Below are 17440 nucleotides of genomic sequence, written 5' to 3'. Positions count from 1 at the left end.
AAAAAAAGCGCTGCCGAGGCAGCGCTTTCTTCATCAAGCGGGGTCTGCTTAGTTGCGGACGACGCGCTTGTATTCGTTGGTGCGGGTGTCGATCTCGATGGTGTCATCGGTGCTGACGAACAGCGGCACCATCACGATGTGCTGCTTGGCTTCGATGGCGTTCTCGATCTTGGCTTCCTTCAGGACGTTGCCCGAGGTGTTGCCCTTGACGGCCGGCTCCGAGTACACGACCTGGCGTGCGATGGTGGTCGGCAGTTCGACCGAGATCGCCTTGCCGTCGTAGAACACGGCTTCGCATTCCATACCGTCTTTCAGGTAGTTGATGGCGTCGCCCATGTTCTCTTCTTCGATTTCGTACTGGTTGTACTCTTCGTCCATGAAGACGTACAGCGGGTCGGCGAAGTACGAGTAGGTCACCGGCTTCTTGTCCAGGACGACGACGTCGAACTTGTCGTCGCCGCGGAACACGTTTTCCAGCGGAGCATTGGTCAGAAGATTCTTCATCTTCCACTTGTAGGTGAAGCCCGTGCGGCTCGAACCGTTCACGTCGGAACGCAGCACGATGAACGGCTTGTCTTCGACCATAATGATGTTGCCAACACGGATTTCTTTAGCGAATTTCATAGGTGTTTTCGTAAAAAGGTAGTTGCATTAAATCAGCGGTGGCCAGTGAGCGAAGAAGCCTTTGCAGCCTACATCTGATCGTGGTTGATTCCTTACAGACTAACCGCGCATTATACCGGATTTTCATGCGCAGACCCTAGCTCGCGGGCGAATTCGAGCAGCTTCGTCGTCAATTCGCCATGCGCGAGCACCTCGCCGCGCCATTCTTCTGCACGATTGGCAATGCGCGGCAGCGAAGCTTGCAGGTCTTGCCACGCCTGCGGCCAGGATGCGATCTCGCAGGCGCCGTTCCAGCCCAGCGAAAAGGTGCTCAGTTCGTCCAGCCCGGCGGCGTAGCGGCCGAGGAAGGCGCGCAGCTTTTTATGGTGCAGGTTCTCGTCCTGCGGATAGATGTGCCAGACAAAAGGCCGGCCAGCCCATTGCGCGCGCACGAAGGAATCCTCGCCGCGCACGAAGTTCAGGTCGCATGCCCACAGCAGGCGGTCGTAGTCCGGCTGCGGCACGAAGGGCAGCACGCGCACCGTCAAGGCGCCTCGCGTGGCGCCGGCGCCGGCCACGGCCGGGGCGCCGATGAAGTCCTGGACCGCCTCGCGCGCCACGCCTTCAGGCACCAGGCAGGTAACAGGCCGGCCGCCATCGGCCCATGCCGCCAGTTGCGCGCCCACCGGGGCATGCGGGTAGCAGAACAGCGAGACCTTCAGGCTGTCCATCTCCTCTTCGCTGACGCCGAAGGGCGCGAGGAAGCGGGCCATGCCCGCGCGGTCCGCCTGGAAGGCCAGGCGCGCTTCATCGAGGCCGGCCTCGTGCAGCAGGCCGCCGGTCTTGTCCGTGAAGCCCGGGAAGAAGAAGTGCTTGGTCAGCTTCAGGCGCGGGTGCATCGAGGGCAGGCGGTGGCAGCCTTCGACCCACTCTTCCGCCGTCAAGCCCTCGAGGTTGAACCAGACCGGACGCGGCTGGCGCACGGCCATCGCCGCAACGTAGCCCGGCGGGATGTCGACGGCAAAGAATTCGATGACGATGTCGGCCACCTCTTCCGCTGCGAAGCTGCCCTCCTGGTCCACCCAGTGGCGCACGCGCACGCCCTCGACGTCCTGCTCGGCGGCGGCCACGTCCACTTGCGGGCAGATGCGGCGGAAGCTCTTCAGGTCGTCGACCCAGAGCGTCACGTGCACGCCGTGCTCGCGCCACAGCTGGCGCGCCAGGCGCCAGCAGATGCCGATATCGCCATAGTTGTCGACGACCTTGCAGAAGAGGGCCAGGGTGGTGGAAGCGCGCGAGGTGGCAGGCAGGTTCATGCGGGAAGGGCTGCGGAAGGAAGGGCGTCATTCTAAGCGATTTCATGCGCACGCGCTCGGGAAGAGAGCGTTGAAAGAGCCACCCGAAATCGCTCGTTTGCAAGCCTTGGCAGCAGCTTGTCTGCGCCATCGCAAGCAATCGCGCGTCAGGGGAAATGCGCCCCACCCTGCCCCAAACTTCGCGGTGCGACCCCAGTCCAACGCCTACCTGCTGGGAGCCCGGCCGAGCAAACCCGGCCCCTGCCCTCCGTTCGCTTACCGACCTTACCCGGTATGTGGATGCCATGGTCGCTGCCGCGCGTATCAGCCATATCACGGGCGCGTAAGGGCGCCGGCATCTTGTGCCCTGCACCCGGTGCCGAACCGTTGCGCGCGGACGCAACACATCACAAAGGAGTTGAATATGTACGAATACCAGCAATACGGCCAACCCCAGATCGCTCCCCAGAGCCTGTTCGGCGGCATGATCGGCAGCTCGCTGGGCGGCATGATCGGCCGCGGCATCGGCACCATCTTCGGCAATCCGAACCTGGGCGGCCGCATCGGCGAAGTCGCCGCCGGCATCGGCGGCGGCCTGCTGCCCTTCGGCGCCGATCCCACGGGCCAGGCCCAGCAACTGCAGCAACTGCAACAACTCCAGCAACTCCAGCAGATCCAGCAACAACAGCAATTACAGCAGCAGCTGCAGCAGCAACAGGGCCAGCTGGCGCCGCAGGGCTTTGTCGGCGACCTGTTCAGCCAGTACGGCAAAGGCGCCGGCAACGTGCTCGGCGACATCACTGGCAATTCCACGCTGGGCAATATCACCGGTGGCGTACTCTCGGGCCTGGGCGGCCTGCTGCCCTTCGGCGCCGGCCCGCAGGGAGCCGCGGTACAGCAGCACCCGATCGTCCAGCAACTGCAGCAACTGCAGGCACAACAGCAGCAACTGGTACAGGCGCTGCAGCAGATCCAGCAACAGCAGGCGGTGCTGCAACAGCAGCTGGCCGCCGAACAGCAGGGAGGCCAGATGGTCCCGCAAGGCTGGCTGGGCAATGCGATCAAGCGGGTCGCGCAGCCGGTCGGCGGCTTCATCGGCGGCCAGCTGGGCAACAGGAACCTGGGCACCACCATCGGCGGCATCGCCGGCCAGATCGGCGGCATGCTGCCTTTCTCGGCCGATCCGTGGACGGCCTATGCCCAGCAGCAGGCGCAGCTCGGGGCTCAGCAGACCCTGCACTGATCCCGCCTTGCCATCATGCCGCCTCCCCCGCCGGGAGGCGGTTTTCAAGCGAAAGGTCACGCCTATGCCGAGTTCCACCAGCGACCCCAAGGAGGGTCGCACCATCAGCCGCTACATCGTCCAGGCTGTCGCCGACGGCAGCGCGCTGAGTGCCTTCATCGACGGGCTCGCCGCCAATCCCGCCGTCCGCCTGGTCGACACGGTCGGACCGGACGGCGGACCACCGCATACCGTCGTGGTCGAAACCGATCCCGATATCGCCGAGCAGCTCCGGCGACGCAACCTCAACCAATTAACGATCGAACCGGATCAGCCGCTGTCGCTGTTCGACTAGCGCCTCCGGCGATCAAGCAAGGAGACGACATGCCAAAAACCCCACCGGGCGCAGGCGAGCAGCCGGGACAGCCGCCTGACGGCCCCGACGGCCGCCCGAGCGCCGAGGATTCATCCACCGCTCGCACCCGTGAGGCCGCGCGCGAAGCCCCGCGCGGCCGCGCCGTTGCCGAGCGCAAGAAAAAATACCTGGTGGCGCCGCGCAGCCTGCCTGCCGCCGCCGGATTCCTGTCCCCGTCGGCGCTGATGGCGCCGCTCTCACTGTCCTCCGTGCAGCAGGTGCTGCAGGGGATCGGCGACATCGACATCGTCGACACCGTCGGGGGACAGGGCGGCTTCGGCGCCTCCAGCCTCGGCGGCCAGGCGGATGGCGTCATCGTCGCGCGCATGACCGACCAGAAGGCGGGCGAACTGCACCAGCGTGGCCAGGGCCGCCTGATCGTCGAACGCGACCAGCACCTGCAACTGCTCGACCCGATGCTGCGCCGGCCCGACCTCGTAAGCTCTCTCACGCCCTACAGCGGACCGAGCGTGGAAGTCGTGGTCGCCGTGGTGGGCAAGGACGGCGCGCCCTTGCCGGAGGCCGAGGTCTCGCTGTTCGGCGGCCTGTTGCCGAGCACGGCGGTGACCGGTCCCGACGGCACCGCGCGCCTGCGCCTCTACGGCGAAGACGTGCACACGATCAGCGGCCTGTACGTCAAGCCGCGCGGCGATTACTGGAGCTTCTACCAGCGCGACCCGGACCTCAGCACCAGCGAATCCAACATCGTCATGCTGCGTGCGCTGGCGGACTGGCCGGCCCTGCAGAACCTGCCGCGCCAGAACGCGCTCGGCTGGGGCGCGCGCGCGATGCGCCTCGACCAGGTGCCGCCTCCCCTGCGCGGACTGGGCGTGAAGGTCGCCGTCATCGATTCCGGCGTCGCGACCACCCATGGCAACCTCAACCGCATCCGTGCGGGCTTCGACGTCATCAACAAGCAGATCGACCGCACTACCTGGAATAGCGATACGCTCGGCCACGGCTCGCATTGCGCTGGCGTGATCGCGGGCGCTGACCCGAGCTGGGGCATCCGCGGCTTCGCGCCGGAAGCCGAGATCCACGTGTGCAAGCTGTTCCCGGGCGGGCAGATCAGCCAGCTGATCGACGCCCTCGAGTACTGCATCGAGCAGCAGATCGACATCGTCAACCTGAGCCTGGGCGGCAGCGCGCCATCCGAAGCGCTGGAGCGCCAGATCCAGCGCGCCAAGCAGGCGGGTGTCGCCTGCATTGCGGCGGCGGGCAATTCCGGCGGAGCGGTCCAGTATCCGGCGGCCTCGCCGCACGTGCTGGCCGTGGCGGCGGTCGGCAAGGTCGACGAGTTCCCGCCCGACAGCTACCACGCCGAGACCATCGGCCAGGACATCGACCAGCAAGGCTTCTTCACCGCCCGCTTCAGCTGCGTCGGGCCGCAAGTGGACGTGTGCGCGCCCGGGGTGGCGGTGGTGTCGTCGGTGCCGCCGAATAACTTCGCCGCCTGGGACGGCACCTCGATGGCGGCGCCGCACGTGACCGGCCTGGCCGCCCTCGTTCTGGCGCATCGTCCGGAATTCCAGGGCGCGCTGCGCGCACGCTCGGCGGAACGGGTCGAGCGCCTGTTCCAGGTCTTGCGGATGAGCGCACGGCCGGTCACGCTGGGCGATCCGGCCCGGGTCGGCTACGGCATGCCGGACGCGCTGGTCGCGCTCGGCCTGTCGATGGCGGCGGGCCAGGGGGCCGGGCAATGGCAGATGCCGGCGGCCGCATTCGGCATGGCGCCCGGAATGATGGCCGGAATGCTCGCCGGCATGCCCGATGGCGGCGTACGCTATCCGGCCGGCTTCGCGCCCCAGCAGGCGGCTGGCATGCAGGGTTTTCCCTTCGGCCTGGGCGTGGGAGGGCTGCGGCCTGCGGGCTGGTGAGTGGTCGTGGTGAGTGCGGGCTGGTGGGTGCCACCTGCGAGGTGGATGCGAGGTGCAGCGTTGCTGTGCTGCTCACCCGCGGCCTTCCGGGCCGGCTCGCGCTCGCGATGCGTCTTGCGAACGGCGCCGGCATAGGCAATACCTGCGCCGGACGTCCGGGAAAAACGCGAAACGCATGAAACGGAGGAAAAAGGAGGAGCGCGAACAGGGAACACCGGGACCGGAAAACAGGATGGCCGCAACGGTATCCGGGATAGGGAGAAGAAGGCAGCTTGCGCGCGCAATCGGGCGCGCAAAATGAAAAACCGGAGCACCTCTCCGCGCACGCGCGTTGGTCTACTCCGGTTTTATGCTGGCGTCCCCACGGGGATTCGAACCCCGGTACTCACCGTGAAAGGGTGATGTCCTAGGCCTCTAGACGATGGGGACCTATGAACTGTACTTGCTGCTTACTACTGCTGCGCCGCACCGCGGCATCAGCTTCTTACCAAATTCTTGGCGTCCCCACGGGGATTCGAACCCCGGTACTCACCGTGAAAGGGTGATGTCCTAGGCCTCTAGACGATGGGGACCCGGACGGTCAGAACTGTTGTTTTTTCCTACGTGGTGGAGGTAAGCGGGATCGAACCGCTGACCTCTTGCATGCCATGCAAGCGCTCTCCCAGCTGAGCTATACCCCCTACGGGAAAACAACATTCTAACATACTGCATTTACTTCCACTACTCGCGCGCTGCTGGGTGCGCGCTTTGCCAGAATCGAATCGCTCCGGATTCCTGGCGTCCCCACGGGGATTCGAACCCCGGTACTCACCGTGAAAGGGTGATGTCCTAGGCCTCTAGACGATGGGGACCTTGGAACTACCGTACTGCTTACTACTTACTGCACTTCAGAGTGTTGGTGGAGGTAAGCGGGATCGAACCGCTGACCTCTTGCATGCCATGCAAGCGCTCTCCCAGCTGAGCTATACCCCCTCTTTTCACACTGTAGCTACTGCTGCTTTGCTACCGTGTGCTGCTGAAGTGCGAGCATTATAGCGGAGCGCCTTGCATTTCGCAAATACCTGTTTTCAGAAAATGCGCGCTCCGCAAACAGGCCATTACAAATACTTTGCCACACGCGCCAGGACGACGTCGCGCCCGAACAACTCGAGCACCGCATCGATGGCCGGCGTCTGCAGCTGGCCGGTCACGATCAGGCGCAGCGGCATGGCGATCTGCGGCATCTTGAGGCCGTGGGCCGCCAGCACTTCCTTGAACATGGCGGCGATCGCGGCCTTGTTCCATTCCACATCCTTGCAGCGCTCGGCAAAGGCGGCCAGCGCCGGGCGCACCGCGTCGGTCAGGTGCTGGGCCAGCAGGGCCGCATCCGGCTTCGGCTCGCGGTAGAACAGCATGGCGGTATCGGCCAGCTCGTTGATGGTATTGGTGCGGTCCTTCACCAGGGCGATCACGGTGGCAAGCTCCGGCGCACCTTCGAACTGGGCGCCTTCACGCTCGAGCACCGGGCGGGCCAGGCCGGCCAGGCGCTCGTTGTCCGCCTGCTTGATGTAATGGTTGTTCAGCCAGGCGAGCTTCTCCGGGTTGAACTGGGCCGCCGAGGCGGTCAGGTGTTCGAGATTGAACCACTCGGTGAACTGCTCCATCGAGAAGATCTCGTCGTCGCCGTGGCTCCAGCCCAGGCGCGCCAGGTAGTTCAGCATCGCTTCAGGCAGGTAGCCCTGCTCCGGGTATTGCATCACGCTGACCGCGCCGTGGCGCTTGGACAGCTTCTGGCCGTCGGCGCCCAGGATCATCGGCAGGTGGCCGTACTGCGGCAGCTCGGCGCCGAGAGCGCGCAGGATGTTGATCTGGCGCGGCGTGTTGTTCACGTGGTCGTCGCCGCGCAGCACGTGGGTGATCTTCATGTCCCAGTCATCCACCGACACGCAGAAGTTATAGGTCGGGGTGCCGTCCGGGCGCGCGATGATCAGGTCGTCGAGCTCCTTGTTGGCGATGGTGATCGGGCCCTTGACCACATCGATCCAGGTGACTTCGCCGTCCAGCGGATTCTTGAAGCGCACCACCGGCTTCACGCCTTCCGGCACGGGCGGAAGTAGCTTGCCCGGCTCCGGGCGCCAGGTGCCGTCGTAGCGCGGCTTCTCGCCGTTTGCCCGCATGCGCTCGCGCATGGCTTCGACTTCCTCCGGCGAGCAGTAGCACAGGTAGGCGGTGCCGGCTTCCAGCATCGCCGCCACCACCTCGCGGTAGCGGTCCATGCGCTGCATCTGGTAGAAGGGGCCTTCGTCATGCGACAGGCCGAGCCACTGCATGCCGTCCAGGATGGCCTGCACGGCTTCCGGGGTCGAGCGCTCCAGGTCGGTGTCTTCGATGCGCAGGATGAAGGTGCCGCCGAAGTGACGGGCATAGGCCCAGGAGTACAGCGCGGTGCGGGCGCCGCCGAGGTGGAGGTAGCCGGTCGGGCTGGGTGCGAATCGGGTGCGGACGGTCATGGTGAGAGATGCGAAATAGGTAAAGGAGTTATTTTACCCCGTCGCCCGACCGGCACCACACCGCAGGACCGCCCTGCCCGTCCGCTCTCCCGGCTCAGCCCTGCCTTGATGCCGCCGGCGCCGGCCGTGGCGCCGTATCGGCCTTGCGCACCGCTTGCGCCAGCAGGGGCGCCGCACGCCGGATCTGGGCCGGGGTGTGCTGGGCCATCAGCTGCAGGCGCAGGCGCGCCGCGCCCAGCGGCACGCCCGGGAACTCTATCGGGTTCACGAAGACCTGCTCGCGGGCCAGCAGCATGCCGGCGATGCGGCAGGTGGCTTCGGTCCCTGTCCAGAGCGGCACGATCGGCGAGGGTTCGCCGATGCAGCGCATGCCCTCCTCTTTCAGCAGGGCGCGCAGCTCGACGGCGTTGCGCATCAACGCGGCGCGCAAGGTCTCGCCCTCCGGGCTGGCGACGATGCGCAGGCAGGCCAGGATGGTGGCCGCCTGCACCGGCGACAAGGCATTGGAAAACATGTGCGGCCCGGCGAACAGCTGCAGCTGCCGGCGTACACTTGCCGAGTCGCAGGCGACGAAGCCGCCGTTCGAGGCGAAGGTCTTGGAAAACGCGCCCATCACCACGTCGATCTTGCCGAGCATGCCCTGGGCCGCGATCACGCCGCCGCCGCCCGGCCCCATCGCGCCCAGGTCGTGGGCGACGTCCACCAGCAGGGTGGCGCCGTACTCGTGGCACAGATATTGGAGGAGCGGCAGGTCGGGGCTGTCCGCATCCATGCTGAACAGGCCTTCGGTGACGACCAGGATGGCGCCCTGGCTGTCGACGGCGCGGATGCCGGCCAGCAGTTCGCGCACATGGTCGCAGTCGAGGTGGCGGAAAGGCGTGAGGTTGCGGGTGGCCGCCATCGCCCCCTGGCGCAGCGAGGCATGGGCCAGCTGGTCGATCAGCACGTGGTCGGCCCCATGCACCAGCGCGGTGACGGCCCCGAAGGCCGCGCCCCAGCCGGTCGGGAACAGCACCACGTGGCGGCAGCGCAGCAGCTCGCCGATGACGCCTTCCAGCGCGCTGGAATAGCGACTGTTCCCCAGCAGGACCGCCGAACCCGCGCTGTGCGGCCCGCATTCGGCCAGCGCCGCCATCGCCGCCGCCAGGACATCGGGGTGGGAGGCCAGGGACAAGTAGTCCTGCGAGGCGAAGTTGATGCCGCGCGCCGCCGCGAGCCCATCGCCCTCGACGCTGCTGAGCGGCGTCGGCGCGCCTTCCAGGCGGCGGTTGTAGGGCCAGACCCCGTGGCGCGCGCGCAGCGCGCACCACTCGTCCAGCGGCTGGGCGCGGCGCATCAGGTCGGGGCCGCGCGGCTGGCGGAACAGGGCGACGTTGCCGCCCAGGGCGCCGGAGGCGGCGAGCGCCGGCAGGTCCTGGGAGGGATCGAAAGGGATGGCTTCGTTCTGCATGGGATTCTCCGGTATGGGTGCGACTGCTTACTTCAGCAAGGGCGCGAGCAAGGGTGGCGCTGGCCGCGCACCCGCCGGCCCGGCCTCGTCCTGGCGTGCCAGCACGGCCGCCACCTCGTCCGGCGGCAGCGGGCGTGCGAACAGGTAGCCCTGGGCGGCGTCGCAGCCCATCGCCGCCAGGTCGGCCAGCTGCTCTGGCAACTCGACCGCCTCGGCGATCACCTGCAGGCCGAGTCGATGCGCCATGTCGACGATGGATTCGGCGATCGCAAAGGGACGTCCCCGTTCCTGCGCGCCGAGGCGGCGCACGAACAGGCCATCCATCTTGAGGATGTCGACCGGCAGCTCGGACAGGTAGTTCAGGCTCGAGTAGCCGGTGCCGAAATCGTCGATCGACACCAGCACCCCGCTCTCGCGCAAGCCGTTCATCAGGGTGCAGTTGGCCGCCAGGTCTTCGATCAGCATGCCCTCGGTGATCTCGAGGTCCAGGCAATGCGCCGGCATGCCGGTTTCCTCGAGGATGGCGAGCACGCGCGCCGCCAGGCCCGGCTCCTTGAGCTGGCGCGCCGACAGGTTCACGGCCAGCTTGATCGCGGGCAGGCCGGCCTCGCGCCAGGCGCGGTTCTGCAGGCAGGCGGTGCGCAGCGCCCAGTCCCCGATCGGGACGATCATGCCGGTCTCCTCGGCCAGCGCGATGAAGCGCCCCGGATCGATCCGTCCGTAGACCGGGTGCTGCCAGCGCAGCAGCGCTTCCACGCCGATGACGCGGCGCGCTTCCGGCATCCGGGGATCGATCTGCGGAATCAGCGCGATCTGCGGCTGGTATTCGAGGAAGAACTGGCCCTTGGCGAGCGCCTCGCGCAGGCCGTTCTTCAGCGCCAGGCGTTCGCTCTGCGGCTGCGCGGTGTCGCAGGAATACAGCTGCACGCTGTTCTCGCCCCAGCGCTTGGCCTCGCGCATGGCGATGTCGGCGCGCTTGAGCAGCGCGTCGAGGTCGCAGTCGGCGGCCGGGTACAGGGCCACGCCCACCGCCAGCGTCACGAAGCATTCGCGGCCCGCGACCGGCACGGGCAGGCCGAAACGGTCGAGGATCTTCTCCGCGACCCGGTGCGCATCCGACTCGAAACCCAGGTCTTCCAGCAGCGCGATGAACTCGTCGCCACCCCAGCGCGCCACGGTGTCGGCGTCGCGCAAGGTGGAACGGATGGTGGCGCCGACCTGGCTCAGGAGCGCGTCTCCGGCCTCGATGCCGAGTTCGTCGTTGATCTCCTTGAAGCGGTTGATGTTCAGGAGCAGCAGCGCCACCATGCGGCGGTTGCGCTTGGCGCGGTCCATCGCATGGCGCAGGCGGTCGCGCAGCAGGCTGCGATTGAGCAGGCCGGTGAGCTGGTCGCACTGGGCGCCGCGTGGCAAGCGCGCGCTGCTGGCGCGGATCGCGTCATCAGCGGCACGCCCGGCGCCGCCGGCCGGCGCCACCACCGGCTGGCGCTGGTCGGCAGCGTGGCACTGCACCCGGTTGCGGCCCAGCGACTTGGCCCCGTACAGGGCCTCGTCCGCGCGCGCGATCGCCTGGGCGGCCGCCTCGCCCAGTCGGTACTCGGCCACGCCGACCGACACCGACATCGTGATCTCGCGGCCCTCATGCACGCAGCGCAGCGCGGCGACCACGCGCCGCACCCGCTCGGCCAGCACCACCGCGTCGGGCGCCGGTGTTTCGGGCAGCATCAGGAGGAACTCCTCGCCCCCCATAGCGCCCGAAGGCGTCGGTCGCGCGGATCTGCCCCTGCACCGCCTGGGCAAAGGCGCGCAGCACGGCGTCGCCCGCCGCGTGGCCAAAGCTGTCGTTGATGCGCTTGAAGAAGTCGAGGTCGAACAGGCACAGGCAAAACGGGTGGCCGTTGCGGTCGCTGCGCTCCTTTTCCCGGTCGACCAGGCCAAGCAGGAAGCGGCGGTTATGGCTGCCCGTGAGTTCGTCGCGGATGGCCAGCTCGTTGATGGTCGACAGCGCCTGCTTCAGCTTCACGAAGCCTTCGGTCTTGGTCAGCTCGAACAGCAGCACGAAGACCAGCACCACCACGTAGAGCCCGAGGTCGCAGACCAGGTGCAGGAGCGGCATGTCCACCCGCGGCGCCGGCGGCAGCGCCAGGCCGAGGGTCGGCGCAAGCCAGATCGCGCCCGCCGCGAGGCAGCTCACCACCAGCCAGAACACGCCGCTCGCGACACCGCCCAGGAACATCGCCACCACGGGCGCCGTCACCAGCCAGCTGGCGGTCGGCGCCGCGCTGCCGCCCAGGTGCCAGGTCAGCCAGGTGAAATTGAAGAACAGCGCGCACAGGAACAGCTCGCGCGCGGCCACGATGCTGCCGGAGAGGCGCAGCACGGGCGGCGCCAGCAGCATGACCAGGCAGCAGGCCAGTATCTCGACAGCCGCGACGCGCAAGTCCAGCAGCCAGTAGACCAGCGCATAAAAGGGTCCGGCGGTCGCCGCCATGAGGGCCGCGTTGACGACGTTCTCGGCGCGTGCGCGCAGGGCCGCGTCCTGGCGCAGCCGGCCAGGGACGAACAGGTCGGCGGCGTCCAGGTAGCGGCCGCGCCAGCGCTGTGGACTGCCTGTGAGACTGATCTCGCTCATCGGAATCCCGCTTGCATACGCTCCAAACTCCTAGTGTATGCAGGGGAATTCCGAGAGTTTTTATTTTCGAGCAGAAAGTCTTGAAATAGCCAAGGCTGTTACCAGAACTTCCACCAGGGCTTACGCGATGGGATCCGGACATCGAGCTTGCCGATCGGCGCACCGTCCGGTACGTCCTTCAGCTGGCGGGCGATCTGGCCGGTGATGGATAGATGCACCGCGAGATCGCTTACGTCGACGTTCGCCACCGCCACCTCGCCGCCCAGAGCGAGCGGGACCCGGTAGCTGTACACCTGCTGCGCTTTGAGCAACTTGCCGTGCTTGCGCAGCGTGTCGACCATCGATGGGGCAAGGTAGTCGCCGGCAAACGCGGGGTCGGCGAGCTTGTCCTCGAGGCCTTGCACCGTTTCGGCGACGCGCGACAGGTGTGCGCCGTTCACGTCCAGGAAATGGATGGCGCCGTCACGCCTGTCGCGCAGGAACACGTCGCCGCAGGCGGTGAACTTGACGGGCTGAAGATCCGCGCCGACGAGCCAGGTCCAGTCTTCCAACAAGTCGCTACGCTCTCCAGGATTCTCGATGGCGACGTACAGGATATCGGCTGGCATGCTCTCACGCTCCCAAGGCAGATGACAGATCGCCGATGTCCGGCGCCTGGGCGATGAGGCCGCCCGTTTCGTGCCGCCATATGGCCGGGGCGGGTCCGTAGGCGTCGCCGTTGCGCAGAAAGACCAGTTTGTCGCCACTGCCATCACCCGCGATCGCCAAGTCCGATGGCGGAAAGCCACCCCACGCCCGGCAAGCCGCGGTTTCGCGCAGGATATCGTTGCAGGTGCGCGCGATGCGCTTGCGGTCGCTGGCGTCGCGGATCGGGTACAGCGCCCAATCCTCGCCGTCCAGCACGATGCCGCCGCCGTTACGGCGCATCATGGCGGCGCGGTAGCCGGCCGGCAGCCGCGCGCCGAGCTGCGCCTCGGTTTCGATGACCCACTCTTCGGAAAGATCGAATGCCATTCCTTCCTCCTCAGGCGCGCCGCAGTGCGATGGTGCGCCCTGCCCGCGCGCGCAGCTGGCCGCAGCCGCCGTCGACGTCCTGGCCGGCCGAGTCGCGCAGCTTGGTGAGGATCCCGTGCGCGTGCAGGCCGGCCGCGATCGCCCGCGCCCGCTCCCAGCTCGGCCTTCTATAAGGCAGGTCGGGCACGCTGTTATAGGGGATCATGTTCAGGATGGCGTACTTGCCGCGCAGGAGGGCAACGATGCCGTCCAGTTCTTCCGGCGTATCGTTGACGCCCTCCAGCAGGGTCCACTGGTACTGGATCGGATAGCCGCACAGGCGCGCATAGCGTTCGCCATGGTCGACCAGTTCCTCGGGCGTCAAGCGCGGCGCGCGCGGCAGCAGCTCGCTGCGCAGCTCAAGCCGCGTGGTATGCAGCGACAGGGCCAGCGCGGGTTTGACCCGCCCCTGCCCCAGGCGCTCGAAGGCGCGCAGGTCGCCCACGGTGGAAAACACCAGGTTCTTGTGCGCGATATTCGCCTCGATGCCCAGGAGCTCGATCGCTTCCAGCACATTGTCGAGGTTATGGGCCGGTTCGCCCATGCCCATGAAGACGACCTTCTTCACGGAGCGGCGCGAACGCGCCAGCACCACTTGCGCCACGATCTCGCCGCTCGTCACCTGGCGCAGCAGTCCTTCGCGCCCGGTCATGCAGAAGCGGCAGCCCACCGCGCAGCCGACCTGGCTGGAAACGCAGACCCCGTCGCGCGGCAGCAGCACCGATTCGACCATCTGGCCGTCGTTCAATGCCACCAGCAGGCGCTCCGATCCGTCCTCGGCAGGATGCGCGGACACGAGGCGGGTCATCCCCGCCAGCTCCGCGTCAAGCAGTGGCAGCGCCTCGCGCACCGGCTTGGGAAGAAAGTCGGACGCCGGACGGCGCCCGCGCTCGTGCGCCGCGCCCTGCACCCAGTCGCGCAGCACGCGCTCCTGGTGCAGCGGCAGTGCGCCCAGCGCCGCCAGGCGTGCGCGGATGCCGCTCAGCTGCACGCTCTTTCCCCCACCTTTTCAGTCGTTCTTGACGACGATGCTCGGGAACTTGCTGCTCATGTCCTTCGCCTTTTCCGCCACCTTGACCGCCACCTTGCGCGCGATCTCTTTATAGATGGTGGCGACCGGGCCTTCCGGATCGGCCACGACGGTGGGGCGGCCGGAATCGGTCTGCTCGCGGATCGACAGGGTGAGAGGGAGCTTGCCGAGGAAGTCGACGCCGAAGTCGCGGCACATCTTCTCGCCGCCGCCTTCGCCGAAGATCGACTCGTGGTGGCCGCAGTTGGAGCAGATGTGGGTGCTCATGTTCTCGACCACGCCGATGATCGGGATGCCGACCTTCTCGAACATCTTGAGGCCCTTGCGCGCGTCCAGCAGGGCGATGTCCTGCGGCGTGGTGACGATCACGGCGCCGGTGACCGGCACTTTCTGCGACAGGGTCAGCTGGATGTCGCCGGTCCCCGGGGGCATGTCGACGATCAGGTAATCGAGGTCGCGCCAGTTGGTCTGCTCGAGCAGCTGCTGCAGCGCGCCGGTCACCATCGGGCCGCGCCAGACCATGGGCTCGTCCGGGTCGATCATGAAGCCGATCGACGAGACCTGCACGCCGTGGTTCTCCAGCGGCTCCATGGTCTTGCCGTCGCGGCTCTCGGGACGCGCATTAATCCCCAGCATCATGGGCTGCGAGGGGCCATAGATGTCGGCGTCCAGGATGCCGACGCTGGCGCCCTCTGCGGCCAGGGCGAGGGCCAGGTTGACGGCCGTGGTCGATTTGCCCACCCCGCCCTTGCCCGAGGCGACGGCGATGATGTTCTTCACGTTCGGCATCACCTTCAGGCCGCGCTGGACCGCATGCGAGAGGATCTTGCTATAGACCTTGACGGTCACGTTGCCCACGCCTGGCAGCGCCTTCACGCCGGCCAGGACCTGCTCGCGGATCGTGCCGACCTGGCTGGCGGCCGGATAGCCCAGCTCGACGTCGAGGCTGACATGGTCGCCGTCGAACTTGATGTTCTTGATGGACTTGGAAGAGACGAAATCCTTCCCGGTGTTAGGATCGATGACCGCCGACAATGCCGTCTTGATATCGTTCTCGGTGATGCTCATGTGTTTCTCCAATGTGATTGGGGCGAAGTGTAGCGCAAAATGCATCGTCGCCGTGGGCGTACTGCCATACCCCCTGCGCATGGTGGGCCTTCCGCTGTTAAAATGCTTCTTTTCATATACCACTAGCGCTTCGACCATGACCCGCAAGCTGTTCGTCACCACCGCCCTGCCCTACGCCAACGCTGCCTTCCATATCGGCCACATGATGGAGTACATCCAGGCCGACATCTGGGTCCGCTTCCAGCGAATGCAGAAGGACAACGGGCAACAGCGCCAGGTTCACTTCGTCTGCGCCGACGACACTCATGGCACGCCGATCATGATCGCGGCCGAGAAGGAAGGCATCACGCCCCAGGAATTCGTGGCCAAGATCGCCGCCGGCCGCCCGCAATACCTGAACGGCTTCCATATCGCCTTCGACAACTGGTATTCGACCGATTCGCCGGAAAACGTCGAACTGTCGCAGGGTATTTACCGCAAGCTGCGCGACGCCGGCCTGATCGTCACCAAGACGGTCGACCGCTTCTATGACCCGGTCAAGGGCATGTTCCTGGCCGACCGCAACATCAAGGGCGAGTGCCCGGTCTGCCACGCCAAGGACCAGTACGGCGACAACTGCGAAGTTTGCGGCGCCGCCTACCAGCCCACCGAGCTGATCAACCCCTTCTCGGTCTTCACCGGCTCGACCCCGATCCTGAAACCGTCGGAACAGTACTTCTTCAAGCTGTCCGACCCGCGCTGCTTCACCTTCCTGAAGGAATGGCTGAACACCCCTGGCCGCCTGCAGCCGGAGATGGTCAACAAGGTGTCGGAATGGCTGGGCGAATCCGGCGAAAAGCTGGCCGACTGGGACATCTCCCGTGACGCACCCTATTTCGGCATCCCGATCCCTGACGCGCCGGGCAAGTTCTTCTATGTGTGGCTGGATGCGCCGGTCGGCTACCTGGCCTCGCTGAAGAACTATTTCAGCAAAAAGGGCATCGATTTCGAGGCCTTCCTGAAGGATCCGGGCGCCGAGCAGGTCCACTTCATCGGCAAGGACATCGTGTCCTTCCACCTGCTGTTCTGGCCGGCGATGCTGAATTTCAGCGGCCACCCGATCATCGACAAGCTGAAAGTGGCCGTGCATGGCCACCTGACCGTCAACAACGAAAAGATGTCGAAGTCGCGCGGCACCGGCATCTCGCCGCTGCGCTACCTGGAACTGGGCATGAACCCGGAGTGGCTGCGCTACTACCTGGCCTTCAAACTGAATGCCAAGGTCGAGGACCTGGACTTCAACGGCGAAGACTTCGTCGCCCGCGTGAACAGCGACCTGATCGGTAAATACGTCAACATCGCCAGCCGCTGCGCCGGCTTCATCGCCAAGAAATTCGACGGCAAGCTGGCCGACAGCCTGTCGCCAACCGCCAAGGAATGGATCTGCAAGGCCCTGATGGTCGACGGCGCCGAGCGCCAGGCCAGCATCGCAGCCGCTTTCGAAGCGCGCGAGTACGGCCGCGCCCTGCGCGAGATCATGGAGATCGCCGACGTCGTCAACCAGTACGTCGACGAGTACAAGCCCTGGCTGCTGGCCAAGGACGAGAGCAAAGTGGCCGAGCTGCACGACGTCTGCACCACCGCCCTGATCCTGTTCCGCCAGCTGACCATCATGCTCTCGCCCGTGCTGCCGCACATCGGCGCGCGCGTCAGCGAATTCCTGGGCGACAGCGCATTCAGCTGGAGCGATACCCACGGCGCCGCCGTCTACGAATCGATGCTGGGCCGCAGCATCGGCGCCTACAGCCACCTGATCCAGCGCGTGGATGCGAAGATGGTCGAGAACCTGTTCGACAAGCCGGCCGCGCCCGCCGTCGCCGCGCCCGTCGCCGAAACCGCTGTCCCGGCCGTCGATGCGCCCGCCGCCGGCGATATCGAAGAACTGGCCCCGGAAATCTCGATCGACGATTTCACGAAGATCGACCTGCGCGTGGCGAAGATCGTCAACTGCGAACACGTGGAAGGCGCCGGCAAGCTGCTGCGCCTGACCCTGGACGTGGGCGAAGGCCGCTACCGCAATGTGTTCTCGGGCATCAAGTCGGCCTACAAGCCGGAAGACCTGGTCGGCAAGCTGACCGTGATGGTCGCCAACCTGGCGCCGCGCAAGATGAAGTTCGGCGTCTCGGAAGGCATGGTGCTGTGCGCCTCCGCGGCCGACGAGAAGGCGAATCCAGGCCTCTACCTGCTCGATCCGATGCCGGGCGCGCAGCCGGGCATGCGCATCCGCTGATTGAAGAACCCAGGTTCCCGCCCAGGCGGGAACCTGC

The 17440-nt window shown here is 66.4% G+C and carries 14 protein-coding genes and 5 tRNA genes; 4 read left to right on the top strand and 15 right to left on the bottom strand.

What is annotated here, in order from left to right:
* Positions 1–48 precede the first annotated feature (48 nt).
* Together NX780_RS24235 and earP are read right to left on the bottom strand one after the other, a co-directional pair.
* Positions 49–624 carry an elongation factor P gene (locus tag NX780_RS24235; RefSeq protein ID WP_258830453.1) on the bottom strand — a complete coding sequence of 192 codons (576 nt, stop codon included), beginning with the start codon at positions 622–624 and terminating at the stop codon, positions 49–51.
* Positions 625–734: 110 nt separating this feature from the next.
* Entirely contained in the window at positions 735–1919 is a 1185-nt protein-coding gene (earP, locus tag NX780_RS24230; RefSeq protein WP_258830452.1) for an elongation factor P maturation arginine rhamnosyltransferase EarP, read from the bottom strand.
* 403 nt (positions 1920–2322) lie between these two features.
* On the opposite strand from earP, the gene NX780_RS24225 reads away from it, so the two are divergent.
* The 3 genes from NX780_RS24225 (at position 2323) to NX780_RS24215 (ending at position 5412) form a co-directional block, all read left to right on the top strand.
* The gene (locus NX780_RS24225; RefSeq protein WP_258830451.1) at positions 2323–3141 is read left to right on the top strand and encodes a hypothetical protein; all 819 of its coding nucleotides are present in this window, start codon (positions 2323–2325) and stop codon (positions 3139–3141) included.
* Between the two features lie 64 nt (positions 3142–3205).
* Entirely contained in the window at positions 3206–3475 is a 270-nt protein-coding gene (locus NX780_RS24220) for a hypothetical protein (protein WP_258830450.1), read from the top strand.
* Positions 3476–3504: 29 nt separating this feature from the next.
* Entirely contained in the window at positions 3505–5412 is a 1908-nt protein-coding gene (locus tag NX780_RS24215; protein WP_258830449.1) for a S8 family peptidase, read from the top strand.
* A 353-nt stretch (positions 5413–5765) separates the two neighbouring features.
* Here NX780_RS24215 and NX780_RS24210 read toward each other — a convergent pair.
* The 13 genes from NX780_RS24210 to apbC all read right to left on the bottom strand — a co-directional run bounded on the left by NX780_RS24210 (position 5766) and on the right by apbC (position 15134).
* A tRNA-Glu gene (locus NX780_RS24210) sits at positions 5766–5841 on the bottom strand.
* A gap of 67 nt (positions 5842–5908) precedes the next feature.
* Positions 5909–5984 (bottom strand) — tRNA-Glu (locus NX780_RS24205).
* Positions 5985–6016: 32 nt separating this feature from the next.
* A tRNA-Ala gene (locus NX780_RS24200) sits at positions 6017–6092 on the bottom strand.
* A gap of 95 nt (positions 6093–6187) precedes the next feature.
* A tRNA-Glu gene (locus NX780_RS24195) sits at positions 6188–6263 on the bottom strand.
* Between the two features lie 45 nt (positions 6264–6308).
* Positions 6309–6384, bottom strand: a tRNA-Ala gene (locus NX780_RS24190).
* A 125-nt stretch (positions 6385–6509) separates the two neighbouring features.
* Positions 6510–7901 (bottom strand): glutamate--tRNA ligase, encoded by a 1392-nt coding sequence (gltX, locus tag NX780_RS24185; RefSeq protein WP_258830448.1) that lies wholly within the window; start codon positions 7899–7901, stop codon positions 6510–6512.
* A gap of 94 nt (positions 7902–7995) precedes the next feature.
* Complete coding sequence (locus NX780_RS24180) at positions 7996–9351, bottom strand: aminotransferase class I/II-fold pyridoxal phosphate-dependent enzyme (protein ID WP_258830447.1); 1356 nt, start codon at positions 9349–9351, stop codon at positions 7996–7998.
* A 27-nt stretch (positions 9352–9378) separates the two neighbouring features.
* Complete coding sequence (locus tag NX780_RS24175) at positions 9379–11076, bottom strand: putative bifunctional diguanylate cyclase/phosphodiesterase (protein ID WP_258830446.1); 1698 nt, start codon at positions 11074–11076, stop codon at positions 9379–9381.
* The gene (locus tag NX780_RS24170; protein ID WP_258830445.1) at positions 10991–11983 is read right to left on the bottom strand and encodes a GGDEF domain-containing protein; all 993 of its coding nucleotides are present in this window, start codon (positions 11981–11983) and stop codon (positions 10991–10993) included. The genes NX780_RS24175 and NX780_RS24170 overlap by 86 nt, the downstream gene beginning before the upstream one ends.
* 98 nt (positions 11984–12081) lie before the next feature.
* Positions 12082–12591, bottom strand: coding sequence for a T6SS immunity protein Tdi1 domain-containing protein (locus tag NX780_RS24165; RefSeq protein WP_258830444.1), 510 nt, complete (start codon positions 12589–12591; stop codon positions 12082–12084).
* Between the two features lie 4 nt (positions 12592–12595).
* Positions 12596–12997: an SMI1/KNR4 family protein gene (locus NX780_RS24160; protein WP_258830443.1), complete on the bottom strand. Its 402-nt coding sequence runs from the start codon at positions 12995–12997 to the stop codon at positions 12596–12598.
* Between the two features lie 10 nt (positions 12998–13007).
* Positions 13008–14027, bottom strand: coding sequence for an RNA methyltransferase (locus tag NX780_RS24155; RefSeq protein ID WP_258830442.1), 1020 nt, complete (start codon positions 14025–14027; stop codon positions 13008–13010).
* An 18-nt stretch (positions 14028–14045) separates the two neighbouring features.
* Positions 14046–15134, bottom strand: a complete 1089-nt coding sequence (gene apbC / locus NX780_RS24150; RefSeq protein WP_258830441.1) for an iron-sulfur cluster carrier protein ApbC — start codon at positions 15132–15134, stop codon at positions 14046–14048.
* 136 nt (positions 15135–15270) lie between these two features.
* Between apbC and metG the strand changes: the two genes are divergently transcribed.
* Positions 15271–17403, top strand: a complete 2133-nt coding sequence (metG, locus tag NX780_RS24145) for a methionine--tRNA ligase (protein ID WP_258830440.1) — start codon at positions 15271–15273, stop codon at positions 17401–17403.
* Positions 17404–17440: the final 37 nt, after the last annotated feature.

Source organism: Massilia agri (assembly GCF_024753255.1).
GTDB classification, from domain to species: Bacteria; Pseudomonadota; Gammaproteobacteria; order Burkholderiales; family Burkholderiaceae_D; genus Telluria; species Telluria agri.
The sequence above is the reverse complement of the archived record's forward strand: the minus strand, read 5'-3'. Positions and strand labels throughout refer to the sequence as shown.